The 24,317-nt window shown below is 39.0% G+C and carries 33 protein-coding genes; 6 read left to right on the plus strand and 27 right to left on the minus strand.

Annotation, left to right across the window (positions count from 1 at the left end):
* Positions 1 to 5: 5 nt before the first annotated feature.
* The 25 genes from secY to rpsL form a co-directional block, all read right to left on the minus strand.
* Positions 6 to 1,349, minus strand: coding sequence for a preprotein translocase subunit SecY (gene secY / locus ACX0HA_RS03670; protein WP_458843919.1), 1,344 nt, complete (start codon positions 1,347 to 1,349; stop codon positions 6 to 8).
* 14 nt (positions 1,350 to 1,363) lie between these two features.
* Positions 1,364 to 1,816 carry a 50S ribosomal protein L15 gene (rplO, locus tag ACX0HA_RS03675; protein ID WP_128388609.1) on the minus strand — a complete coding sequence of 151 codons (453 nt, stop codon included), beginning with the start codon at positions 1,814 to 1,816 and terminating at the stop codon, positions 1,364 to 1,366.
* Between the two features lie 12 nt (positions 1,817 to 1,828).
* Positions 1,829 to 2,011, minus strand: a complete 183-nt coding sequence (gene rpmD, locus ACX0HA_RS03680; protein WP_458843920.1) for a 50S ribosomal protein L30 — start codon at positions 2,009 to 2,011, stop codon at positions 1,829 to 1,831.
* A 14-nt stretch (positions 2,012 to 2,025) separates the two neighbouring features.
* Positions 2,026 to 2,550, minus strand: a complete 525-nt coding sequence (gene rpsE, locus ACX0HA_RS03685) for a 30S ribosomal protein S5 (protein ID WP_458843921.1) — start codon at positions 2,548 to 2,550, stop codon at positions 2,026 to 2,028.
* 6 nt (positions 2,551 to 2,556) lie between these two features.
* Entirely contained in the window at positions 2,557 to 2,907 is a 351-nt protein-coding gene (gene rplR, locus ACX0HA_RS03690; RefSeq protein WP_458843922.1) for a 50S ribosomal protein L18, read from the minus strand.
* Positions 2,908 to 2,928: 21 nt separating this feature from the next.
* Positions 2,929 to 3,471 (minus strand): 50S ribosomal protein L6, encoded by a 543-nt coding sequence (rplF, locus tag ACX0HA_RS03695; RefSeq protein ID WP_458843923.1) that lies wholly within the window; start codon positions 3,469 to 3,471, stop codon positions 2,929 to 2,931.
* A 17-nt stretch (positions 3,472 to 3,488) separates the two neighbouring features.
* Positions 3,489 to 3,887, minus strand: coding sequence for a 30S ribosomal protein S8 (gene rpsH / locus ACX0HA_RS03700; RefSeq protein WP_458843924.1), 399 nt, complete (start codon positions 3,885 to 3,887; stop codon positions 3,489 to 3,491).
* Positions 3,888 to 3,959: 72 nt separating this feature from the next.
* Positions 3,960 to 4,229 carry a 30S ribosomal protein S14 gene (rpsN, locus tag ACX0HA_RS03705; RefSeq protein ID WP_458843925.1) on the minus strand — a complete coding sequence of 90 codons (270 nt, stop codon included), beginning with the start codon at positions 4,227 to 4,229 and terminating at the stop codon, positions 3,960 to 3,962.
* A gap of 3 nt (positions 4,230 to 4,232) precedes the next feature.
* Positions 4,233 to 4,784, minus strand: coding sequence for a 50S ribosomal protein L5 (gene rplE / locus ACX0HA_RS03710; protein WP_458843926.1), 552 nt, complete (start codon positions 4,782 to 4,784; stop codon positions 4,233 to 4,235).
* A gap of 2 nt (positions 4,785 to 4,786) precedes the next feature.
* A complete protein-coding gene (rplX, locus tag ACX0HA_RS03715; protein ID WP_458843927.1) occupies positions 4,787 to 5,101 on the minus strand; it encodes a 50S ribosomal protein L24 in 315 nt (104 codons plus the stop codon).
* A gap of 11 nt (positions 5,102 to 5,112) precedes the next feature.
* Positions 5,113 to 5,481, minus strand: a complete 369-nt coding sequence (gene rplN / locus ACX0HA_RS03720; protein WP_007803649.1) for a 50S ribosomal protein L14 — start codon at positions 5,479 to 5,481, stop codon at positions 5,113 to 5,115.
* Between the two features lie 2 nt (positions 5,482 to 5,483).
* On the minus strand, positions 5,484 to 5,744 hold the full coding sequence (gene rpsQ / locus ACX0HA_RS03725) for a 30S ribosomal protein S17 (protein ID WP_341697762.1): 261 nt from the start codon (positions 5,742 to 5,744) through the stop codon (positions 5,484 to 5,486).
* 17 nt (positions 5,745 to 5,761) lie between these two features.
* A complete protein-coding gene (rpmC, locus tag ACX0HA_RS03730; RefSeq protein WP_169520218.1) occupies positions 5,762 to 5,953 on the minus strand; it encodes a 50S ribosomal protein L29 in 192 nt (63 codons plus the stop codon).
* A gap of 13 nt (positions 5,954 to 5,966) precedes the next feature.
* Complete coding sequence (gene rplP / locus ACX0HA_RS03735; RefSeq protein WP_114757461.1) at positions 5,967 to 6,386, minus strand: 50S ribosomal protein L16; 420 nt, start codon at positions 6,384 to 6,386, stop codon at positions 5,967 to 5,969.
* A gap of 19 nt (positions 6,387 to 6,405) precedes the next feature.
* Positions 6,406 to 7,161, minus strand: a complete 756-nt coding sequence (gene rpsC, locus ACX0HA_RS03740; RefSeq protein WP_458843928.1) for a 30S ribosomal protein S3 — start codon at positions 7,159 to 7,161, stop codon at positions 6,406 to 6,408.
* Between the two features lie 5 nt (positions 7,162 to 7,166).
* A complete protein-coding gene (gene rplV / locus ACX0HA_RS03745; RefSeq protein ID WP_114757463.1) occupies positions 7,167 to 7,580 on the minus strand; it encodes a 50S ribosomal protein L22 in 414 nt (137 codons plus the stop codon).
* A gap of 9 nt (positions 7,581 to 7,589) precedes the next feature.
* On the minus strand, positions 7,590 to 7,868 hold the full coding sequence (gene rpsS, locus ACX0HA_RS03750) for a 30S ribosomal protein S19 (RefSeq protein ID WP_317500534.1): 279 nt from the start codon (positions 7,866 to 7,868) through the stop codon (positions 7,590 to 7,592).
* Between the two features lie 10 nt (positions 7,869 to 7,878).
* The gene (gene rplB / locus ACX0HA_RS03755; RefSeq protein ID WP_458843929.1) at positions 7,879 to 8,703 is read right to left on the minus strand and encodes a 50S ribosomal protein L2; all 825 of its coding nucleotides are present in this window, start codon (positions 8,701 to 8,703) and stop codon (positions 7,879 to 7,881) included.
* A 6-nt stretch (positions 8,704 to 8,709) separates the two neighbouring features.
* Positions 8,710 to 9,000, minus strand: coding sequence for a 50S ribosomal protein L23 (gene rplW / locus ACX0HA_RS03760; RefSeq protein WP_458843930.1), 291 nt, complete (start codon positions 8,998 to 9,000; stop codon positions 8,710 to 8,712).
* Positions 9,001 to 9,007: 7 nt separating this feature from the next.
* Positions 9,008 to 9,637 (minus strand): 50S ribosomal protein L4, encoded by a 630-nt coding sequence (rplD, locus tag ACX0HA_RS03765; protein WP_458843931.1) that lies wholly within the window; start codon positions 9,635 to 9,637, stop codon positions 9,008 to 9,010.
* Positions 9,637 to 10,254: a 50S ribosomal protein L3 gene (rplC, locus tag ACX0HA_RS03770; RefSeq protein WP_458843932.1), complete on the minus strand. Its 618-nt coding sequence runs from the start codon at positions 10,252 to 10,254 to the stop codon at positions 9,637 to 9,639. Before rplC ends, rplD begins: the two co-directional genes overlap by 1 nt.
* A 254-nt stretch (positions 10,255 to 10,508) precedes the next feature.
* A complete protein-coding gene (gene rpsJ, locus ACX0HA_RS03775; protein WP_020213633.1) occupies positions 10,509 to 10,814 on the minus strand; it encodes a 30S ribosomal protein S10 in 306 nt (101 codons plus the stop codon).
* Positions 10,815 to 10,825: 11 nt separating this feature from the next.
* A complete protein-coding gene (gene fusA, locus ACX0HA_RS03780) occupies positions 10,826 to 12,961 on the minus strand; it encodes an elongation factor G (RefSeq protein ID WP_458843933.1) in 2,136 nt (711 codons plus the stop codon).
* A gap of 20 nt (positions 12,962 to 12,981) precedes the next feature.
* On the minus strand, positions 12,982 to 13,458 hold the full coding sequence (rpsG, locus tag ACX0HA_RS03785; RefSeq protein ID WP_114757470.1) for a 30S ribosomal protein S7: 477 nt from the start codon (positions 13,456 to 13,458) through the stop codon (positions 12,982 to 12,984).
* Between the two features lie 26 nt (positions 13,459 to 13,484).
* Positions 13,485 to 13,865, minus strand: a complete 381-nt coding sequence (gene rpsL, locus ACX0HA_RS03790) for a 30S ribosomal protein S12 (RefSeq protein WP_057671645.1) — start codon at positions 13,863 to 13,865, stop codon at positions 13,485 to 13,487.
* Between the two features lie 180 nt (positions 13,866 to 14,045).
* Here rpsL and ACX0HA_RS03795 point away from each other — a divergent pair, with 180 nt between their 5' ends.
* The 6 genes from ACX0HA_RS03795 (at position 14,046) to rlmB (ending at position 22,583) form a co-directional block, all read left to right on the plus strand.
* Positions 14,046 to 15,710 carry a BamA/TamA family outer membrane protein gene (locus ACX0HA_RS03795; protein ID WP_458843934.1) on the plus strand — a complete coding sequence of 555 codons (1,665 nt, stop codon included), beginning with the start codon at positions 14,046 to 14,048 and terminating at the stop codon, positions 15,708 to 15,710.
* 116 nt (positions 15,711 to 15,826) lie between these two features.
* Entirely contained in the window at positions 15,827 to 18,982 is a 3,156-nt protein-coding gene (locus ACX0HA_RS03800; RefSeq protein WP_458843935.1) for a SusC/RagA family TonB-linked outer membrane protein, read from the plus strand.
* An 11-nt stretch (positions 18,983 to 18,993) separates the two neighbouring features.
* Complete coding sequence (locus ACX0HA_RS03805; protein ID WP_458843936.1) at positions 18,994 to 20,577, plus strand: SusD/RagB family nutrient-binding outer membrane lipoprotein; 1,584 nt, start codon at positions 18,994 to 18,996, stop codon at positions 20,575 to 20,577.
* A gap of 9 nt (positions 20,578 to 20,586) precedes the next feature.
* Positions 20,587 to 21,222, plus strand: a complete 636-nt coding sequence (locus ACX0HA_RS03810) for a DUF5011 domain-containing protein (RefSeq protein WP_458843937.1) — start codon at positions 20,587 to 20,589, stop codon at positions 21,220 to 21,222.
* Positions 21,223 to 21,233: 11 nt separating this feature from the next.
* Positions 21,234 to 21,746: a lipid-binding protein gene (locus ACX0HA_RS03815; RefSeq protein WP_458843938.1), complete on the plus strand. Its 513-nt coding sequence runs from the start codon at positions 21,234 to 21,236 to the stop codon at positions 21,744 to 21,746.
* Between the two features lie 102 nt (positions 21,747 to 21,848).
* Positions 21,849 to 22,583: a 23S rRNA (guanosine(2251)-2'-O)-methyltransferase RlmB gene (gene rlmB / locus ACX0HA_RS03820; protein ID WP_458843939.1), complete on the plus strand. Its 735-nt coding sequence runs from the start codon at positions 21,849 to 21,851 to the stop codon at positions 22,581 to 22,583.
* Between the two features lie 21 nt (positions 22,584 to 22,604).
* Here the strand turns inward: rlmB and ACX0HA_RS03825 are convergent, their stop codons facing one another.
* Both ACX0HA_RS03825 and ACX0HA_RS03830 read right to left on the minus strand, forming a co-directional pair.
* Complete coding sequence (locus ACX0HA_RS03825; RefSeq protein ID WP_458843940.1) at positions 22,605 to 23,408, minus strand: rhomboid family intramembrane serine protease; 804 nt, start codon at positions 23,406 to 23,408, stop codon at positions 22,605 to 22,607.
* 55 nt (positions 23,409 to 23,463) lie between these two features.
* The gene (locus tag ACX0HA_RS03830; RefSeq protein ID WP_458843941.1) at positions 23,464 to 24,249 is read right to left on the minus strand and encodes a tetratricopeptide repeat protein; all 786 of its coding nucleotides are present in this window, start codon (positions 24,247 to 24,249) and stop codon (positions 23,464 to 23,466) included.
* Positions 24,250 to 24,317: the final 68 nt, after the last annotated feature.

The following is a 24,317-nucleotide window of genomic DNA, read 5'->3' on the forward strand; positions in this document are numbered from 1 at the left end:
AATTTTTAAGCTACTGCTTTTCTATTCTTACCACTTTTCATCAAACCATCATAATGCTTATTCAATAGATAAGAATTTATCTGCTGAATAGTATCGATCGCAACCCCGACCATAATTAACAGTGATGTACCACCATAGAATAATGCCCACTGCTGCTGAACTCCAAAGTTAAACACTACCGCCGGGAACACAGCTAGTAACGCTAGGAACAATGAACCAGGGAAAGTGATCAACGACATGATCTTATCAAGGTAGTCTCCGGTTTCAACACCCGGCCTAACACCCGGTATAAAACCACCACTTCTTTTAAGGTCGTCAGCCATCTTATTAGTAGGCACCGTAATCGCGGTGTAAAAGTACGTAAAAATTATAATTAATAAAGCAAAAACTACATTGTACGCTAAACCGAACACATTCTGGAATTGAGAAGTGATCGTTTGAGCTGCATCTGACTTCGAAAGCCCTGCTAATGCAGCAGGTATAAACATGATAGCCTGAGCAAAGATTATAGGCATAACTCCCGAAGCGTTTAGCTTTAGTGGTATCCATTGCCTGTTTCCGCCTAACATATCCTGTTCAAAATCGCCAGATGCTGTACGTCTTGCATATTGTACCGGTATTTTTCTCACCGCCATAACCATAAGGATACAAGCAATAATGATTGATAACCATACAACGATTTCAAGAAGTAATTTCAAAGGGCCACCATTATTTTCAGTAACTACCGAAGTAAATTCCTGAATGAAAGCCTGTGGCATCCTTGCGATGATACCTACTAATATCAGTAGCGATATACCATTACCAATTCCTTTATCTGTAATCTTCTCACCAAGCCACATCGCGAAGATGGTACCTGTAGCAAGAATAACAACAGAAGAGAAAATAAATGCAGCAGATGTAGAAGGAAGCATGAAAGCTTCTGCAGGAAGCGTCCTGTAAAGGTTATAAATATAACCAGGACCCTGAACAAGAGTGATAAGGATAGTTAACCAACGAGTGATCTGGTTGATCTTTTTCCTTCCGCTCTCTCCCTCTTTTTGCAATTTTTGAAGGTAAGGTATAGCAATACCCATTAGCTGTACAACAATCGAAGCAGAAATGTAAGGCATGATACCCAATGCAAATACAGATGCCTGCGAAAACGCACCACCTGTAAATACATCGATAAGCCAGCCAATACCTCCCTGGGTTTGATCTGTTAATTTGTTTAATTGTGTAGCATCAATACCGGGTAGCGTTACATGTGCACCAAAACGGTACACTAGTAACAATCCCAAAGTAACTAAAATTCTATTTTTTAGTTCTTCTATTTTCCAGACATTGGCAAACGCTTCGAAAAATTTCTTCATTTGAATTATAAAGATTATAAAGTTACAGCTTCTCCACCAGCAGCTTCGATAGCAGCCTTAGCAGTCGCAGTAAATTTGTGAGCAGTTACTTTTAGTTTTGCTTTAAGCTCTCCTCTTCCTAATATCTTTACCATTTCATTTTTAGTAGCTAAGCGGTTTTCTACAAATACTGTAAAATCTACAGTATCAGTAACAATTCCGTTATCTACCAGAGCCTGAAGCGTGTCAAGGTTAACACCTTCGTATTCTTTACGGTTAATGTTCTTGAAACCAAACTTAGGAACACGCCTTTGTAATGGCATCTGACCACCTTCAAAACCAATTTTCTTAGAATAACCAGAACGAGATTTAGCTCCTTTGTGTCCACGTGCAGCGGTACCACCTTTACCAGAACCTTCTCCTCTACCTAACCTTTTGTTTTTATTGTGAACCGAACCTTCTGCAGGTTGTAAGTTACTTAAATCCATGAGTGTATTTTGTTAGTTAGTTTCTTCAACAGAAACTAAGTGTTTAACTTTATTTACCATTCCAAGGATAGCAGGAGTTGCATCGTGCTCAACAACCTGGCCCATTTTGCGAAGGCCTAGCGACTCAAGAGTCCTTTTTTGTGTTTCAGGACAGTTGATTTTGCTTCTTACTTGTTTTACTTTTATTTTTCCCATGATTTCCTTGTGAATTATCCTTTGAATACTTTTTCTAATGATACACCTCTCTGTTTTGCAACAGTAACAGCACTTCTCATTTGAAGTAAAGCATCAAAAGTGGCTTTAACAACATTGTGAGGGTTAGATGATCCCTGAGATTTTGATAATACATCGTGAATACCAACTGACTCAAGTACTGAACGAACAGCACCACCGGCAATAACTCCGGTACCGTGAGAAGCAGGCATTAAAAGTACACGTGCACCACCAAATTTACCTTTTTGCTCGTGAGGAACAGACTGACCTGAAAGAGGAATCTTTACAAGGTTTTTCTTTGCATCTTCAACAGCTTTAGCAATAGCCTCAGAAACGTCTTTAGATTTACCAAGACCGTGACCTACTACTCCGTTCTCGTCACCTACAACTACAATAGCAGAAAAACCGAAAGCTCTACCACCTTTTGTAACTTTAGTAACACGATTTACAGCAACCAGACGATCTTTAAGTTCAAGACCGCTTGGTTTTACAAGTTCTACGTTTTTATAATTATGATACATAATTTCTTAGAATTTTAGTCCGGCTTCTCTTGCGCCTTCAGCTAATGATTTAACACGTCCGTGGTAAAGGTAACCACCTCTGTCAAAAGAGATAGTATCTACACCAGCTTTTAAAGCTTTCTCTGCAATTGCTTTTCCAACAGCTGCAGCAGTTTCAATGTTAGTACCTTTAGTGATACCTGCATCTCTTGAAGATGCAGCCGCAAGGGTTACTCCGTTAACATCATCTATGATTTGAGCATAGATCTCTTTATTGCTCCTGAATACAGAAAGTCTTGGTTGAGCAGCAGTTCCGCTTACAATCTTTCTGATCCTGAACTTAATTCTTTGTCTTCTTTCAGATTTGTTTAATGACATAGTCTTAGATTTTAAGATTTATTAAGCTGACTTACCTGCTTTTCTTCTTAGTACTTCACCTACAAATTTAACACCTTTTCCTTTGTATGGTTCAGGCTTACGGAAAGAACGAATCTTTGCAGCAACCTGCCCTAAAAGTTGTTTATCGTGAGATGCTAATTTGATGATAGGGTTTTTACCCTTTTCTGATACAGTTTCAACAGTAACTTCAGACACAACTTCAAGAACGATGTTGTGAGAGAAACCTAGAGCGATATCTAATTTCTGTCCTTGGTTAGAAGCTCTGTAACCTACTCCTACCAATTCTAATTCTTTAGTAAAGCCTTCAGCCACACCAATAATCATGTTATTGATAAGTGACCTGTATAAACCGTGCTTAGATCTGTCATCTTTATGATCTGAAGATCTTTCAACTAAAACCTGACCCTCTTCAATTTTCACAGTAACATCTGTGAAATCTTGTGTAAGCTGGCCTTTTTTACCTTTAACTGATACAACGTTGCCGTTTACTTCTACAGTAACACCGGCTGGTATTGTAATTGGATTTTTACCTATTCTTGACATCGTATAAGTCTTTTAAATTAGTATACGTAACAAATTACCTCACCACCTACATTTTGCTGTTTCGCCTGTTTTCCGGTCATAAGACCTTTAGAAGTAGAAACGATAGCAATACCAAGACCGTTAAGGATCCTAGGAAGGTTATCAGCACCTGCGTATTTACGTAAACCTGGTTTACTAATTCTTTGGATATCTTTAATTACAGACTCTTTAGTGTCTTTGTCGTACTTAAGAGCGATTTTGATGGTGCCTTGTACAGCATTGTCATCAAATTTGTAGCTAAGGATATAACCCTGATCAAATAAAATCTTTGTGATTTCTTTTTTAAGGTTAGAAGCAGGGATTTCAACCACTTTGTGGTTAGCTCTAACTGCATTCCTGATTCTTGTTAAGAAATCAGCGATTGGATCTGTATACATATTTAGTAATTTGTGGTAACGGTTTTCGGCCTGTTAAGGCCGAACCTGAAACCCATTTATAATTCTGTTTTTTTACCAGCTTGCTTTTCTAACACCTGGTATCAATCCGTTATTAGCCATTTCACGGAAAGTTACACGTGAAATTCCGAACTGACGCATATACCCTCTTGGTCTTCCTGTAAGTTTACAACGATTGTGTAAACGTACCGGAGAAGCATTTTTAGGTAGTTTTTGAAGGCCTTCATAATCTCCAGCTTCTAATAAAGCTTTCCTTTTATCAGCATACTTAGCTACTAAATTTTGTCTTTTAACCTCGCGGGCTTTCATTGATTCTTTAGCCATAACTTAATTCTTTTTAAAAGGTAAACCTAATTCTGCTAATAATGACTTCGCTTCTTTATCGGTTTGTGCAGAAGTTACAAATGTAATATCTAAACCTGATATTTTGTTAACTTTATCAATATCAATTTCAGGGAAAATGATTTGCTCAGTTACACCCAGGTTATAGTTACCTCTACCGTCAAAACCTGTAGCTTTGATTCCGCTAAAATCTCTTACACGTGGAAGTGAAGATGTGATAAGCCTGTCTAGGAACTCATACATTCTTTCACCACGTAAAGTTACTTTAGCACCAATCGGCATACCTTTTCTAAGTTTGAAAGACGCAACGTCTTTCTTAGAAATTGTAGATACAGCTTTCTGGCCAGTAATCTTTGTTAACTCGTCAACTGCATAATCGATAAGTTTCTTATCAGATACAGCTGCACCAACTCCACGGCTCAAAACGATTTTTTCAAGTTTAGGAACCTGCATTACGTTTTTGTAACCGAACTCTTCTTTAAGAGCAGCGACAACGCGACTCTTATATTCTTCTTTTAATCTTGGTATGTAAGCCATCACTATAATACTTGATTAGATTTTTTTGAAAATCTCACGTTCTTATCTCCTTCTTTTCTCACACCTGTTTTTGTAGTTTCCTTAGTTTTAAGGTCTACAAGAGCGATGTTAGAGATGTGGATAGGAGCTTCTTTCTTCACGATACCACCCTGAGGGTTTTTAGCGCTTGGTTTAGTGTGTTTAGACACCATGTTAACGCCTTCTACGATCGCTTTGTTTTTCTCACGAAGAACACGTAGTACTTTACCTTCAGAACCTTTATGGTCTCCGGCAATTACTCTTACAGTGTCTCCAGATTTTATCTTTAGCTTTATCATCTTAAGAATAATTAAAGCACTTCAGGTGCTAATGATACAATTTTCATGAATTGTTTTTCACGAAGTTCTCTTGCAACCGGACCAAAAACACGAGTTCCCCTCATCTCACCAGCAGCGTTTAACAATACGCAAGCGTTATCGTCAAATCTGATGTATGAACCATCGGCTCTTCTCACTTCTTTTTTGGTACGTACAACAACTGCAGTTGAAACAGCACCTTTCTTAACGTTACCGTTAGGTGTTGCATCTTTAATAGAAACTACAATTTTATCTCCAACAGAGGCATAACGTCTTTTCGTTCCTCCAAGAACACGGATAGTTAAAACTTCCTTAGCTCCTGTGTTGTCTGCTACTTTAAGTCTTGATTCCTGTTGTACCATAATTACTTAGCTCTTTCAATGATTTCAACTAACCTCCAACATTTAGATTTACTTAAAGGACGTGTTTCCATGATCCTTACTGTATCACCAATGTTACAGTCGTTTGTTTCGTCGTGTGCAACAAATTTCTTTGTTTTCAACACGAACTTACCGTATAATGGGTGTTTTACTCTTGTAGTTTGGGAAACCACGATTGATTTCTCCATTTTATTACTGGTAACAACACCAATTCTCTCTTTTCTTAAATTTCTTTTTTCTTCCATCTTTCAGCAGACTACAATTATTGTAATTCTCTTTTACTTAGCTCAGTGGCTACTCTTGCGATAGACCTTCTTACAGATCTGATCTGTAATGGGTTTTCGATCGGAGAAATTGCGTGAGCAGTTCTTAGGTCGGCATATGTTTTTCTCAATTCACCAAGTTTACCTTGTAACTCAGCTGCAGATAGATCTTTTATTTCAGATTGTTTCATAATAAAATTTTGATTATGCTTCGAAATCTCTGGCAACAATAAACTTAGTTTTTACAGGAAGCTTTTGAGCAGCAAGGCGAAGTGCCTCTTTAGCTACTGACAAAGGAACTCCTCCTACTTCAAACATGATTCTTCCCGGTTTAACAACAGCAGCCCAGTATTCAACTGCACCTTTACCTTTACCCATCCTTACCTCTAGAGGTTTTTTAGTGATAGGCTTGTCCGGGAAAATTTTTATCCATAGTTGACCTTCCCTCTTCATGAAACGTGTTGCCGCGATACGGGCCGCTTCAATCTGGCGAGAAGTAATAAAAGTCGAATCTAAAGATTTGATACCAAACATTCCATTAGAAAGTTCGTGACCTCTTTGAGACACGCCCTTCATCTTACCTTTCTGTACCTTACGGTATTTTGTTCTTTTAGGCTGTAACATTTTACTTCTTTAGTTTAAATTACTTTCTTTTGCGTTGGTTAGATTTATCCCCACCCGGACGACCGTTTGGTCTTCCTTGTGGTCTGTCTTGAGATCCTGCAGATTTAGACTGTTTTTTGTCCATACCTGCTAACGGAGAAAGATCTCTTTTACCGTAAACCTCACCTTTCATTATCCATACTTTGATACCCATTCTACCATAAGTAGTGTGAGCTTCAGCTAGTGAATAATCAATGTCAGCTCTGAAAGTTGATAGAGGAATTCTTCCTTCTTTGAACATTTCTGAACGTGCCATCTCAGCACCGTTAAGACGGCCAGAGATCATCACTTTAATACCTTCTGCGTTCATACGCATAGCAGCAGCGATAGCCATTTTGATAGCCCTTCTGTAAGAGATACGGCTTTCAATCTGACGGGCAATACTTGTACCTACTAAGTAAGCATCAAGCTCAGGCCTTTTGATTTCAAAGATGTTGATTTGAACCTCTTTGTCTGTAATTTTCTTAAGCTCTTCTTTCAACTTGTCTACTTCCTGACCACCTTTTCCGATAATGATACCAGGACGGGCAGTAGTAATAGTAACGGTTACAAGTTTAAGTGTTCTCTCGATGATTACCTTAGACACACTAGCTTTAGATAAACGGGCATGGATATATTTCCTGATTTTGTGATCTTCAGCAAGTTTATCGCCGTAGTCATTTCCACCATACCAGTTAGAATCCCAACCCCTGATGATACCAAGGCGATTTCCTATTGGATTTGTTTTTTGTCCCATTTCTCTTAGTTGCTTTGTGTGTTATTATTAGTAGCTCCAAGCACGATAGTAACGTGGTTAGAACGTTTTCTTATCCTGTGTGCACGACCTTGTGGAGCCGGTCTTAGCCTTTTAAGCATCATACCACCGTCTACACGGATCTCTTTTACAAATAAGCCTGCATTCTCTAAACTCTCTTCAGCGTTCTTTTGCTGCCAGTTGTTAATGGCAGAAAGTAACAATTTTTCAAGTTTGCGAGAAGCTTCTTTTGAACTGAACTTTAATATATTAAGAGCTAATTCTACTTTCTGACCTCTTACCAAATCCGCAACAAGGCGCATTTTTCTAGGTGAAGTAGGGCAGTTATTCAGCTTAGCAAATGCAATTTGCTTATTAGCTTCTTTAGTCTGCTCTGCTCTTTCTCTTTTACGAACTCCCATAGCTTCTTATTATTTTTTACCTTTATTTTTTGCACCAGCGTGGCCTCTGAAAGAGCGCGTTGGCGAAAATTCTCCTAATTTATGACCTACCATATTCTCTGTAACGTAAACCGGTACGAATTGACGACCGTTGTGTACTGCGATAGTTTGTCCAACAAAATCCGGGGTAATCATAGAAGCTCTAGACCAAGTCTTAACAACCGCTTTGTTCCCTTTTTCGATATTTTCCTGAACTTTCTTATCCAACTTATAGTGAACGAAAGGTCCTTTCTTTAATGAACGTGCCATATCTTACTTATTATTTCTTTCTACGTTCTACGATATACTTATTACTCGGGTTAACTTTAGAACGAGTCCTGTAACCTTTAGCCGGAAGACCTTTTCTAGAACGTGGGTGACCACCAGAAGAACGTCCTTCACCACCACCCATCGGGTGATCGACAGGGTTCATCGCTACCGGTCTTGTTCTTGGTCTTCTACCTAACCATCTTGATCTACCTGCTTTACCAGACACGATCAACTGGTGGTCAGAGTTAGAAACAGCTCCAATCGTTGCAGAACATGTAAGAAGGATTAACCTTGTCTCACCTGAAGGCATTTTGATTGTAGCATATTTTCCATCTCTTGCCATTAACTGTGCAAAAGTACCAGCACTACGAGCAATAACTGCTCCCTGGCCTGGACGTAGCTCGATGCAAGATATAACAGTTCCCAGAGGAATTTTACTTAAAGGCATTGAGTTACCGATTTCCGGAGCTGCATTCTCTCCTGAAGTTACGGTTTGACCCACCTGAAGTCCGTTTTGTGCAATGATATACGTTTTCTCTCCATCAGCATAATACAATAGGGAAATAAATGCTGAACGGTTTGGATCGTACTCGATAGTTTTAACCACAGCAGGAACTCCAGCTTTAGTTCTTTTAAAATCGATTATACGATACCTTTGTTTGTGACCACCGCCTGTATAACGCATGGTCATCTTTCCTTGACTATTTCTACCTCCAGAGTTTTTTTTCGGTGCGATCAATGAACGCTCCGGCTTATCAGTTGTAATAGTGTCAAAGCTATTTACAACTCTAAAACGCTGACCTGGGGTAATAGGTTTTAATTTTCTAACTGACATTTTCTATTAGATATTATTATAAAAATCTATTGTTTCACCTTCTTGTACTTGTACAATTGCCTTTTTGTAAGCATTTGTCTTTCCTGAGATTAAACCACTCTTAGTGTATTTAACCGATCTATCAGCCCTGTAATTCATTGTGTTAACTTCAACAACTTTAATTCCATAAGCAGCCTCTACAGCATTCTTAATCTGAATTTTGTTTGCTTTTTTATTCACAACGAAACCAAAACGGTTGAAAATCTCACCGTCTTTAGTTATTTTTTCAGTAATGATAGGTTTAATAATGATACTCATAGCCCTATTATTTGCTTAAATTTTCTTCAATTCCTTCTAATGCACCCTCTAAAAGAACTAAACTATTTGAATGTAAAACATTATAAGTGCTTAATTCTGAAGTAGTTACAACATTAGAAGCTTTTAAATTGCGTGACGACAAATATACATTTTTATTTGTATCACCCAACACAAACAGCGATTTTTTATTCTCTAACCCTAAAGCTTTCAAAACGTTAATGAAATTTTTAGTGTTTGGAGTTTCAAATTCGAAGTTCTCAACAACTATTAAATTTGACTCTTTTGCTTTCATTGCAAGAGCCGATTTTCTTGCTAAACGCTTAAGACCTTTGTTAAGTTTGAAAGAATAGCTTCTTGGTCTTGGACCGAAGATTGTACCTCCACCCTTAAACAATGGGTTCTTAATACTACCCGCACGAGCAGTACCTGTTCCTTTTTGCTTCTTAATTTTGCGTGTACTACCGGTAACCTCAGCTCTTTCTTTAGCTTTGTGAGTTCCCTGCCTTTGGTTAGCAAGATATTGCTTAACGTCCAGGTATACAGCATGCTTATTAGGCTCAATTGCGAATACTGCATCAGAAAGGGTTACCGTTCTGCCAGTTTCTTTTCCGTTGATATCTAATACTTTTACTTCCATTACTTCTGAATGATTACATAAGAGTTTTTGTGTCCAGGAATCGCTCCTTTAACCACAAGTAGATTCTTTTCAGCAACTACTTTTAAAACTCTAAGGTTTTGAATTGTTACATTATCTCCGCCCATTCTTCCTGCCATACGCATTCCTTTGAATACACGTGAAGGATATGATGATGCTCCTACAGAACCCGGCGCTCTAAGACGGTTGTGCTGACCGTGAGTAGCTTGTCCAACACCACCAAAACCGTGACGCTTAACAACACCCTGGAAACCTTTACCTTTAGATACACCCTGTACATCAACAAATTCGCCTTCAGCGAAAAGATCAACAGTGATAACATCACCTAATTTGTGCTCGTTTACAAAATCCTGGAATTCAACGACTTTTTTCTTAGCAACTGTACCTGCTTTCTTAAAGTGGCCTGCAGCCGCTTTAGTAGCATGTCTCTCTGCTTTGTCATCGAAACCAAGCTGCAACGCTTCATACCCGTCAACCGCATTGGTTCTGACTTGGGTAACAACGCATGGTCCAGCTTCGATTACTGTACACGGAATGTTTTTTCCGTTTTCATCGAAAATACTGGTCATGCCGATTTTTTTACCAATTAACCCAGACATAAATTTTTGTTATTAATTATTAATTTCCCTTCAATTTGAAATAACAGAATACTCCAAACAGGGGTGCAAAAGTAATTATTAAATTTAGATTATCAAACAGTTACAATAAAATAATTGTAAGAAATGGAAAATATTTAATTCTAAATCAAAAAATTACGCTTTTTTACCCGCTAATACCCTACTGCCGCAAAAGCAGAAAAAAAAATCTCCGGAGCAAAAACTCCGGAGATCTTTATATAGTTATTTAAAATAACTCAGACTTTGATTTCAACTTCAACACCACTAGGAAGCTCTAATTTCATTAGCGCATCGATAGTTTTAGAAGAAGAACTGTAAATATCAAGTAGCCTTTTGTATGAGCTAACCTCAAACTGCTCTCTTGATTTTTTATTTACGTGTGGAGACCTTAGTACAGTAAAGATTTTTTTGTGAGTTGGTAACGGAATAGGACCTGTTACAACTGCACCAGTACTTTTTACAGTCTTAACGATCTTCTCTGCAGACTTGTCTACAAGGCTATGATCGTATGATTTTAATTTTATTCTGATTTTTTGACTCATTTTCTTTTAAATTAAGCGTTACCTTTTGCTTTTTTAATTACATCGTCAGCAATGTTAGATGGCGTCTCTGCATAGTGAGAGAATTCCATTGTAGAAGTTGCCCTACCTGAAGACAAAGTTCTAAGTGTAGTAACATAACCAAACATCTCAGAAAGAGGAACGCTGGCTTTAACAACTTTAGATCCTGCTCTGTCATCCATGTTATTGATCTGACCACGACGACGGTTAAGGTCACCTACGATATCACCCATGTTTTCTTCAGGTGTAAGAACCTCAAGTTTCATGATTGGCTCAAGGATAACTGCACCGGCAGCCTTAGCAGACTCTTTGTAACCCATTTTAGCAGCAAGTTCGAAAGAAAGTGCATCCGAATCCACAGGGTGGAATGAACCGTCTAAAAGAGTAACTTTCATACTATCCATTTCGTAACCTGCAAGAGGTCCCGCTTTCATAGCTTCTCTGAAACCTTTCTCAATAGCAGGAACAAATTCCCTAGGAATGTTACCACCTTTCACCTCGTTAACAAACTGAAGTCCCATTGGTGCTTTACCATCAACTTCGTCAGCCGGCTCAAGACGGAATACGATATCACCGAATTTACCACGACCACCAGACTGTTTCTTATATGTTTCTCTGTGGTTAGCTTTACGTGTAATAGCTTCTTTGTACTCTACCTGAGGCTCACCCTGGTTAACTTCCACCTTAAACTCACGCTTAAGACGGTCAACAAGGATATCAAGGTGAAGCTCACCCATACCAGAGATAATAGTTTGTCCTGAAGCCTGGTCAGTTCTTACAGTAAATGTAGGATCTTCCTCAGCAAGCTTAGCAAGAGCCATACCCATTTTATCAACGTCAGCCTTAGTTTTAGGCTCAACAGCGATACCGATTACCGGATCAGGGAAGTTCATTGACTCAAGAACGATTGGGTTTTTCTCATCAGAAAGTGTATCACCAGTCTTAATGTCTTTAAAACCTACAGCAGCCCCAATATCACCTGCCTCGATATAGTCGATTGGGTTTTGCTTGTTAGCGTGCATCTGGTAGATACGAGAGATACGCTCTTTGTTACCTGAACGGTTGTTAAGAACATAAGATCCAGCATCAAGACGACCTGAATAAGCCCTGAAGAATGCAAGACGACCTACATAAGGGTCAGTTGCAATCTTGAACGCAAGAGCAGCAAACGGCTCAGTTGCAGATGGCTTACGTGAAATTGGCTCATCAGTATCAGGGTTTGTACCTTCAATAGCCTCTTTATCAAGTGGAGATGGAAGGAATTTACAAACCGCATCAAGCATGAACTGAACACCTTTGTTTTTGAATGAAGACCCACAAAGCATTGGAATGATAGCCATATCGATGGTAGCTTTCCTAAGCGCTTCGTTGATTTCATCTTCAGTAAGAGAATCTTCATCCTCCATATATTTTTCAAGAAGGTTTTCATCATAAGCAGCAACCTCTTCAATAAGTTGAGATCTGAACTTATGAGTTTCTTCTTTCATATCTTCAGGAATAGGCACAATATCAAATGTAGCACCCTGAGTCTCATCATGCCAAACGATAGCCTGGTTTTTAATAAGATCCACAACACCTCTAAAGTCTGCCTCATCACCGATAGGAAGTACGATCGGCACTGCGTTAGACTTAAGCATGTCTTTTACCTGCTGACAAACTGCAAGGAAGTTAGATCCCTGACGGTCCATTTTGTTAACGAAGCCCATACGAGGCACTCGGTAGTTATCAGCAAGTCTCCAGTTAGTTTCTGACTGTGGCTCAACACCATCAACAGCACTAAAAAGGAAAACAAGACCATCAAGAACCCTAAGAGAACGGTTTACCTCTACGGTAAAGTCAACGTGTCCCGGAGTATCAATGATATTGAAGTGGTAATCCTTAGAATCAGATATCGCTTTACCCTGATCAGTAGGGAAGCTCCATGTACATGTTGTCGCTGCAGAAGTAATGGTAATACCCCTTTCCTGCTCTTGCGCCATCCAGTCCATAGTTGCTGCACCATCGTGTACCTCACCAATTTTGTGTGATTTACCCGTATAGAACAATATACGCTCAGTAGTTGTTGTTTTACCAGCATCAATGTGAGCAGCAATTCCTATATTTCTTGTATAATTTAAGTCTCTAGCCATTTCTAAATTTTCTTTACGAATTAAAATCTAAAGTGAGAGAACGCTTTGTTAGCTTCTGCCATTTTGTGAGTATCCATTCTCTTTTTAACAGCAGCACCTTCTTCCTTAGCAGCAGCTAAGATCTCAGAAGCAAGTCTTTGAGCCATAGATTTCTCGTTTCTTCTTCTTGCATAAAGAATCATCCATTTCATCGCCATAGATATCTTTCTGTCCGGACGAATCTGCATTGGGATCTGGAATGTAGCACCACCTACCCTACGGCTACGTACTTCTACGTGAGGCATAACGTTAGTTAGAGCATCTTTCCAAGTTTCTAGAGCCGATTTCTCAGCATCTTGCTTTTTAGTTTCAACGATATCAATAGCATCGTAGAATACTTTAAAAGCAGTTGATTTTTTACCGTCCCACATTAAGTTATTCACGAAACGTGTTACTAATTGGTCATTAAACCTTGGATCTGGTAAAAGAGGTCTTTTTTTGGCCTGTCTTTTTCTCATGTCTTTACTTTAAAAGTTTTTTAAAATTACTTTTTGTCTTTAGGGCGTTTAGCACCGTACTTAGATCTCCTTTGTGTTCTTCCGCTAACACCTGCAGTGTCAAGCGCTCCGCGCACAATGTGATACCTAACTCCTGGTAAATCTTTTACCCTTCCGCCTCTAACTAATACTATCGAGTGCTCTTGTAGATTGTGTCCCTCTCCAGGAATGTAAGCATTCACCTCATTACCGTTAGTTAAACGAACCCTTGCAACTTTACGCATTGCAGAATTCGGTTTCTTAGGTGTTGTAGTGTAAACACGTGTACAAACCCCTCTTCTTTGAGGGCAAGAATCTAAAGCAGCCGATTTACTCTTCTTAGTTATCTGGGCTCTCCCTGTTCTTACTAATTGCTGAATTGTTGGCATAATTAATTATAAAAATTCTAATTATTAAAAAACCCGCTTTTTACGGGGTTGCAAATGTATAAATAAATATGAACAAAACAAATCATAAAACATTAATTTTCAAACTCCTTATCTCCTAAAAACATCCAGCAATATTTTTTTTCCGTTTTTTGCGTTATTTTTACAGCTAACATTTTTCCGTTGAAAAGACTTTTCCTCATATTTATTTTATCGCTTGCAGGCTTACTCGCAAAAGCACAAACCCTTAACTTAAAAATCGAAGGGAGTCTCGACGCAGAAACCAAAGTCATCGACTCATTATCCTATAAAAAGACACATGAAAATGTAAAATCAATAAATGATGAAACAGCTTTATTGTCAGAACGCCTGTTCAGAATAGGCTATCTTGGAAACAACCTGACCGAAACCACAAAAGCAAACGACACAACATTTGCTTACAAACTATCCCTTGGCTACAGAACCAAAGACATACATATATATACAGGCAAAATTTCTCCTGATGTAAAAATTCATTTAGGCATCAGCAAAGACACCCTCACCCTACCCATGAGCGAAGTCGAGAATTTCATGACATCGAATGTAGCATTACTGGAAAAAAAGGGATATTCCCTGAGTAGCATGCAGCTCACTGAGTATTCATCGCACTACAGATCACTCTTTGCCACACTGACAGCTAAAATCGAAAAAAAACGTGTTCTTAACGACATTGTTATTGAAGGGTATAAAAAATTCCCTGAAGGCATACGTAAGAACATCATTAAACAATATAAAGGAAAAACCTTTAACCAGGATAAACTACAGCGCATTTACAATGATTTTAGCGCCCTGCGTTTTGTAAGCCAGTTACGATACCCTGAAATACTATTTAAGCAGGACACGACTAAAGTTTATGCATACCTTGAAAAAGCCAAACCTAACAGCTTTGACGGATTCATAGGTTTTTCAAACGACGATCAAAATAAAGTCATCTTTAACGGTTACCTGGACCTGATGCTCAACAACGTTCTAAACACGGGAGAGAAATTTAACCTGTTTTGGAAAAGTGACGGTAACAAACAAACCACTTTTAATGCAGCACTGGAATTACCTTACATCTTCAGAAGCCCGATAGGCCTTAAAGGAAGTCTCAAAATATTCAAACAGGACAGTACTTTCCAAAATACGGTGACCGACATCAACATTGGCTATTACTTCAGTTACAACTCAAAGCTTTTTGCAGGACATCAGCAGACACAGTCTGTTGATATTCAAAACGCAAACAGCAGCACATTGAGCGACTACTCCAATTCCTTTTTCACAGCTACCTATGAATTTACCAACTATAATCTTGATGACTTTATTTTTCCCGAAAAGACAACGCTTTTCGCAAAAAGCGGAGCAGGCTCAAGGGAATCAAAAACAGGCAATTCGGATCAATATTTTCTTCAGATAAATTTCTCACATAACTTTTATCTTAACAAACGAAACATCATTAACCTGAAAAGCCAGGGCTATTACCTCAAAAGCGACACCTATATAATAAACGAACTATTCAGGTTTGGCGGCATAAATTCAATCAGAGGATTTAATGAAAATAGCCTTCAGGCAAACCTTTTACTGTCCCTCATGGCAGAGTACAGATATACGCTTTCTCAAAATATGTACGTACATTCCATAACCGATTATGGCTACTTTCAGGACGAAACATCTAAAACACGTAATAATTTACTGGGATTGGGATTTGGATTTGGGCTTTTTACTAAAACAGGGCTTTTTAACATTATATATGCAAACGGAAGCACCAAAGACCAGCAAATCAAGCTATCTAACTCCATCATACACCTTAGCTTTAAGACAAGGTTTTAACACTTAGACCTACATTAAATCATAAAATATTACAAAAATTCTAAATTTTTTCATAAAAAACTTGTTTATCACAATACTTCATCAGAAATTTGGGAGACTAACTCAAATCTATTTCAATGAAAACAAGGCTACGTGTTTTGTTAACGCTCGTCATGGCGTTAATGATGCAAATCTCGTTTGCACAGCAAAGAGCTGTATCTGGTACAGTTAAAGACGAAGGTGGTTTCCCAATCCCGGGAGTTAACGTTGTTGTCAAAGGCACGACCACAGGAACCCAAACCGACATCGACGGTAAATTCACAATTCAGGCAGCTCCTACAGACATGCTTGTATTTACCTATGTGGGTATGGAATCGAAACAACTTGCCGCAACCTCGGCTAACATCGATGTTACAATGGCCGACAGCGCAACAGAGCTGGAAGGTGTTGTTGTAACTGCCGTTGGTATGAAAAGGGAAAAAGCCTCAATTGGCGCTGCTTCGACCACAGTTAGGTCAGAACAGCTGAATCAGGGCTCCCAGACGAATCTTTCTGACGCTTTAAAAGGTAAAGTAGCGGGTGTTGTTATCTCAAGTGCTTCTACTGACCCGGGAGCATCATCAGGGGTAATCATCAGGGGATTCAGCAGCTTACAGGGAAACAACCAGCCTTTGTACATCGTTGACGGTATACCGATCAACAACCAGACAAACAGCTCAAGCGACCTTAACGGAGGTTATGACTTTGGACGTGCAACGGGTGACATTAACCCTAACGACATCGAAAGCCTTACCGTATTAAAAGGAGCATCGGCTACTGCACTTTATGGATCAAGAGCTGCTGCAGGTGTAATCATCATCACTACTAAAAAAGGAAAAGCAGGAAAACTTGCTGTTGATTTTGACACAACGACCTTCTTTACAAGTGTATTGAGAACTCCTAAATACCAAGACAAATTTGGTCAGGGATGGGATGGAGTACACTATCTTATTGAAAATGGTTCATGGGGTCCCAGACTTGATGGTGTTACAAGGCCATGGGGACACGTTGTTGATAATTCACAAAAAATTAAACCTTACAGCTTTCAAAAAGATCAGCTTGAAAACTTCTTTGATGTAGGTTCGTCAACTCAGACAAACCTGGCCATATCAGGTGGTAGTGGAGATTCTACTGTAAGGCTATCTTACTCTAACACGAGCCAGGATGGTATTTATCCAACGGATGCCGATGCTTATGAGCGAAACACAATAAGCCTGACAGCTACGACTAAAATAAAAGGATGGACATTGAGCGGTAACATGAATTATGTAAATACTCAGGGAAGCTCTGTTGCTACCGGGCAAGGGCTTACAGCATACAATAACCTGATGCAAATTCCTGTTGATATTCCTATTACCGAATTCCAGGACTACAACAATAAATTCAACAATGTTGACAACTACTATACTCCTTATGGCGTAACAAACCCGTACTATACGTTAAATGAAGACGGAAGTGATTACAACAAGGAACGTTTTTACGGATCTCTTGAGGTTTCAAAAGAACTTACCAAATGGGCAACATTTACCTATAGGTTTGGTCTTGATGAATTTACAGATCTGACAAAAATATGGCAATCTGAAGTAGACGCATCACCGGGAAGCCCTAACGATCAATCGTCAACAGAAAGACCTGGTACTTATGCCGAAGCATCAAATACCATAAAACAGATCAACCACGATCTACTATTAAACCTTGACTTTGATCTTACAGAGAAACTGAACCTGGTTTCAACGTTTGGTTTTAACTCTAACTTCAGGTCGGGTTATGGCTTTACTGCAAGTGTACCTACACAGGATATACCGGGTTTTTACTCTTTTTCGAATAGTGCAGATATACCAACTGTAGCTTCAACAAAGAATTCAAGAAGACTATATGGTTTATATAATTCAACAACATTAGGCTATAATGATGAACTATATTTAACTCTTAACACACGTAATGACTGGTACTCTACGCTTCCTGAAGCAAACAGGTCGGTTTTCTATGGTGGTGTTAATGCCAGCTGGATCTTCACTAATACTTTCCCTGAAATTAAAAGCGTAGTTAACTACGGTAAACTAAGGGCTGGTTACGGACAAACGGGGGTTGACACCGATCCATATCAGGTGAATTCAGTTTACACATTAACTTCTACGGACAACCAGGGTTTTGGAAACATTAATTACCCAATAAACGGTATTACAGGATACCAGGTAGGCAATAGATTAGCTAATCCGGACCTGAAACCTGAGAGAAGAAGCGAATTTGAGATTGGTATGGAAGCATCTTTCTTTAATAACTTCGTTACAATTGATGCTACCTATTACAGTGCAAAAATTGACGATCAGATTCTGGCACTTCCATTAGCACCGAGTAGCGGTTACACCAGCCAGACAGCTAACATTGGTACAGTAACCAACAAAGGTTTTGAAGGACTTGTAACATTTAACTGGGTGAGAAGCACCAGTGGAGGCTTTAGCTGGAGTACATCTGTAAACTATGCAAAAAACAATTCAGAGCTAAAAGAACTTGATCCAAGGCTACAACAAGTTGACCTGGGCGGATTAAACAGTATTTCACTAATAGCCAAACCAGGACAACCTGTAGCATTGCTTCAGGGGCCGGTAGCAGAAAGAGATCCTAACGGTAACATTGTGGTAGATGCTAATGGTGTACCGGTAGCTGACCCTATCAAAGAGGTGTATGGTGATACCCAATATGATTACACTATGGGTGTAGGAAATACATTAAGCTATAAAGGCATTACCCTTGATTTTACTTTTGATATTCGTCAGGGAGGGTTAATGTTCTCCCGTACTGCAGACATTACCAGGTTTACTGGTAACTCTGTTACTACTACTTATAATGACAGACAGCCATTTATTGTTCCGGGTTCAGTTGTTAAAAACACTGCCCCTGACGGTACAGTGACCTACACCCCAAACACTACACCAGTAGATGTTGAACACCAAGATGATTACTATCGTGCCGATGCATTAGCGAGATCAACAGTGATAGATAAATCTTTCATAAAACTACGCGAGATCATTATTAGTTATTCACTGCCTTCTAAGTTCCTTGACAAATCTATGATACAAGGACTTACATTCTCGGTAATAGGACGTAACATGTTTATATGGACTCCTAAAGACAACCAATATATAGATCCTGAAACATCTACATTTGGTACAGACCTTGCCGGCCAGTTTGGTGAATTTAGTGCTAACCCATCCACAAGGAGCTTGGGCTTCAGTATTAAGGCTAACTTTTAAAAAAAAACATCATGAAAAAAATATTTAGATCGGTCTTGTTCTTAAGCGTTTTGGCATTTGTTTCCTGCGCTGACGAATTAGATATAAACGACAACCCAAATACACCGGGGGAGATTACCCCAGCCCTTGCTCTCTCTTCCGCTGAAGCATCACTTGCTACAGTAATCGGTGGTGAGCTAACTAATCTTGGAGGTATGTATTCACAATACCAGACACAATCTCCAAGTGCGAGTCAGTTTGAACTTATGGATTCCAATAATCTTAACGCCGCATATTCTGACAGGTTCTGGCAGGAACTTTATGCCGGATGTCTTAGTGACCTGGAATTTGTATTGAAAAATTCAGACAACACTGCTGACCAGCTTATAGCTACTTCTTTGAAAGCATATACTTTCCAGGTATTGGTAGACCTTTTTGGAGATGTTCCTTATTCCGAAGCACTTCAGGGCGCAGCTAACATCACACCTGCTTTAACGCCGGGCGGAGAAGTCTACACTGATCTTATTGCAAAACTTGATGCTGCAATTGATGCTTATAGCGTTAATCCTGTATCTAGTACTGTAGGATCACAAGACAACGTTTATAATGGTAATGGTGATAAATGGGTACAATTTGCCAATACGCTGAAACTAAGAATATACATGAGAATGTCATATACTTCTTTGGCTGACCCTGCTGCTGTTAATGCCCTTATGGCAGAAAACAATTTCCTGACAGAAGATGCAGATTTTTCAAACTTCAATGAAACACTGAATAAGACTAATCCATTCTATGGAGTACAGCTGTCAAATCAAGGAAACGGATTTGGCGATGTAAATAACATTGCGAGTAATTCACTTCTTGAGTTTTACGTTGAAAATGGAGATAACAGAAAAGAATTAGTCTATAGACCTGACGCAAGACCTGTCGTTGGAGGCGTTCCTGCAGATGGGCCACTTGAATATACTTCAATTGTACAGGGATCAGGAAATGATTTCAATGATACAGCTAAAGATTATGCAAGACCAAATGTTAACCCAAGACTGCCTGTATTCTTCATAACTGTAGCTGAAAGCAATTTCCTTCAGGCTGAAGCCCTTATTCGCTATGCGGGTGGCGCTGGAGCTAAAGAAAAATATGATGCGGGTGTTATTGCTTCTTTCTTAACAGATGCAGCTAATTTCGTTTCAGACGACAACCTGGATGACATTTATGACACTACAGATGCTGATAAAACGTATGCTGTTGTTTACAGCCCAACTGAGGCAACTGCCTTTGCTGAGGCTCTGATTGCTCCTGGTGGAAACTATGAATATGTAGATGCAGGAAGCGTTGAAGGAAATGTAAGACAGGTAATAATCCAGAAATGGGCAGCTTTGGCATTTGTAAACAACATAGAGGCTTATATCGAAACAACACGTACTAAATATCCTGAAGTAGTGCCGGTAGGTACAGTAGATTATGCTATAGGAAACCGTGTTCCATCAAAAATTACAGTTTTAAGCGGCACGCAAATGCCTACAATATTGTTCTATCCACAAAATGAAGTAAACAGAAACCCTAATGTGCCCCAAAGAAATTCAGTTATTGAAAAAGTTTGGTGGGATCAAAAATAACAGCTAGATATGAAAAATATATATAAAATAGGCTTAGGAATAGGGATAATGTTATTTACCCTCATTTCCTGTACTGAAGACCCGGTTTCTTCAAAAGTAACATTTTACCCGGAATTAACAATTAATGGGGAATCTACTGTTGTACTCACTGAAGGAGATACGTATACAGAAGAAGGTGCTATCGCTTTAGAAAACGGTGAGGAAATAGAAGTTACAACAACAGGCACTGTAGACCCAAGCACACCGGGTGTTTATTTCGTTTCTTATGCTGCCAGTAATGTTGACGGCTTTGCCACATCAAAGAAAAGAACTGTTATAGTACTTAGTGCTGAACCAAGCGCTATTAACCTTGAAGGCACATTCTTTAGAAACGGCAACCCGAATAACATTATACGACTTGACGACAGGGTTTACCAATGTGACAATGCAGGAGGTACTGTGCTTGATGATCCTAAAATACTTCTTAAAGCAACCTTCTACAACGTCGATGATCAAATAGTGTATATTCCTTTTCAGGAAAACGCTTCACCTTCAGGCTTAAGTATAGAAAGCAACATTGGAAATATTGTAAATGAAAATTCATTCACCTGGACAATTTACGCTCTGCCTACCTATGGTACTGGTCCGCGTATTTTCACCCGATAAAAGATAATAACATGAAAAACAAATTCAACATACTGAAAATGCTTACCCTGGTTTTTGTAACAGTGAATCTGGTGGCATGTAACGACAGAGGCTATGAAGATTACGACGCCGGAGGCACACCAAGTCAGGTGATGAACGGCGAATGGTATATTGACATCAGCGATGTAGATGGTAATGTATATGCACAACATACTTTGCACAGAACCTTTGATGACAATAATGGAAAAATGTTCATCAGTGACAGAATAGGCCCTGAAGATGATGATTACTCAGGCTGGTATCTTGTAAGCAGGGTTAATTATGATCTAAGTAACCTAACTTTTAGCGCTGCAGGCACTGACAATGATGCCGATGGTTCTATCGTAAATATCACAGAAGGTAAAATACTGAAAAATGCTGCACATTCACAATCAGGGAATGTTGTAGACAGCATTTACTTTAAAGGTGAATTTGACTATGACCCGGGAACAATCATTATTTTCTCAGGCCATAAAAGAACCGGATTCGAGGAAGACGAATATTAGTAATCAATCACCCAATTATAAAGACCATCAGCTTCGGCTGGTGGTTTTTTTATTCGCTAACATTTTTTTTAGTTCTTTTAATCTAAGTAGTATCTTTGTCCCATGGAAAAAGAACATCAGATTTTCGGTATAAGAGCTATTATAGAAGCTATACGCGCAGGAAAAGAGATTGACAAGGTATTTATTCAGAAGGATGCAGAGAGCGACCTGATGAAAGACCTGATGAAGGCGATGAAGGCCAATAGTGTAAACTTCAGTTATGTTCCTGTGGAAAAACTAAACAGGCTAACACATAACAACCATCAGGGAGCAGTAGCTACCATTGCCCCTATTTCTTTCCATGACCTTGAATCGCTGATCGAAAAAGTAATGGAAACCGGTAAAACACCACTATTCCTTATTCTTGACCAATTATCTGATGCCCGTAATTTTGGGGCGATCATCCGTACGGCAGAATGTACCGGAGTAGATGGAATCATAGTTCAAAAGCAGGGATCGGCTCCTGTAAACGGAGATACGGTAAAAACATCCGCAGGTGCTGTTTTTAATGTCCCTATCTGTAAGGTAGAACATATTAAGGATGCTATTTTCCACCTTCAGGGATCGGGTATTAAAACAGTTGCTGCCACTGAGAAAACGGACAACAACATCTATGATATCGCATTAAACGAACCAGTTGCAATCATTATGGGTTCTGAAGACAGAGGAATCAACCCTTCAGTCCTAAAGATTGTTGATGAAAAAGCAAAACTACCAATGTTTGGGTCTATAGGATCCTTAAACGTATCTGTAGCATGTGGTGCTTTTCTTTATGAAGCTGTAAGGCAGAGACAATAAGAAACAATAAGTTTACTATAGTCAGAGAGTCGGGTCACCCAGCTCTCTTTTTTTGTTTATATCTTGTTCAGGAATATAGGAATATATAATTCTTATCCCCGGACTAGCTACAGGCGATAAAATTTCTGCATCAACAACTTCAATATCTTCCGGTTTTGGTGGGTTCACAAAGTTACCGTTCTCATCAAAGCGTTTCATGAAAGCATCCTGCTTAGGATCAAAATCTGGTTTTTGCCAGTCATAAACAATCTGCTTTCTATACTCAGGTGTTTTGTATATCCTTGAAAAAAGTAATCCGCTTACCAATCCACCCAAATGCCCTTCCCACGAAATTGTATGATCGGCATCAGGAAAAACATACCATATCATTCCCCCGTATAGCATAATGATCGTCAACGACAACGCCACCAATCGATAATAACCTGTCTGTATTCCTTTGAAGAACATAAAGCTTACCAGTACATAAATGAGCCCGCTTGCTCCAATATGATAAGAATCCCTTCCTATAAGCCAGGTTATCAATCCGGAGAGCAATATTCCATAAACAATAACCTGTAAAGCATGTTGCCTGTAAAAATATCGCAACGCAGCGACAAGCACCAATAACGGAATAGAATTATTATAAAGGTGCTCAAGGCTTCCATGCAGAAAAGGGCTAAAAACAATACCCCGCAGCCCTGTCAAAGTCCTGGGCAATATTCCGTAGTCGTTAAGATATATATGGTATTTCACCTCGAACCAGTACACCAGCCATAAAAGAAGCACAAAGTACAATGGCCAGGTGAAAACGGAAGGTGAAAATTTGAATTCGTTTGTATCAGTCATGGTATTGCAGACTCAAAAATATATCCAAAATAAAATTCCTGCTATTTTGTCAGAGCTACTCCCTATATCTTGTAATCTGATACGGATATAATTCATAGACCGCATTATCTTCATTGATGGTATAACCCAGCTTAAAATCGGCACGTGCCTCATCATATACCTTTAGCGCCTCTTCCTTTTTATCCAGTCTTGCAAGACATCTCGATTTATAGAACTTAACATCCGAAAATTGGGGATACAGCTTTAGTGCCCTGTCAAAAATGGTTATAGCTTCACTCCATTTTTTCTGCTCAAATTTAGCTATCCCATAATAAAAAAGGTCGAGGTGGTGGGCATTATCGACACCATTAGCATTGATGGTATTTTTAAGCTCCCGTTCAAATATATGCTCTGCCATTTCAAATTCATTAAGCTGCAAATATGACACGGCTATGTAAAAATTGTAGGTATGATCCATTTCATAGCTATTACCATAGAGTTTGAGGGACTTTTCAAAATCGGCTATCGCATCACCATAGGTTTTGGCAAAGATACATTTGATAAATGCCCTATACGGCAACTGGTTTATATCATAAGCCACCGCCTTATCCTGAAATACCATACCGGCCTCATATTTTCTGGCTTTAAAATAAGGCATAGCTTTTTGCTGCCAAAAATAGGCTACTGTACTATCCTTTTCTAGCATTGCATCCAGGCACTCCTGCCACTCAGGAGCATGATAGTATAGCTTGTTACCACAATTTTCAAGATATTCGTCAATCAATATCTTCTGCTTCTCTGATTGCGCAGAAGCAATGACCGGCACGATAAAAAGCAGAACTATATAGATAAACTGGCGCATGTTTTTTTGTTTTAAAATTAAGAAAAAACTTATTATGAAATCGTTCAGGCATTGTATTGATAACCTCA

It is taken from the genome of Flavobacterium hauense, assembly GCF_054457175.1.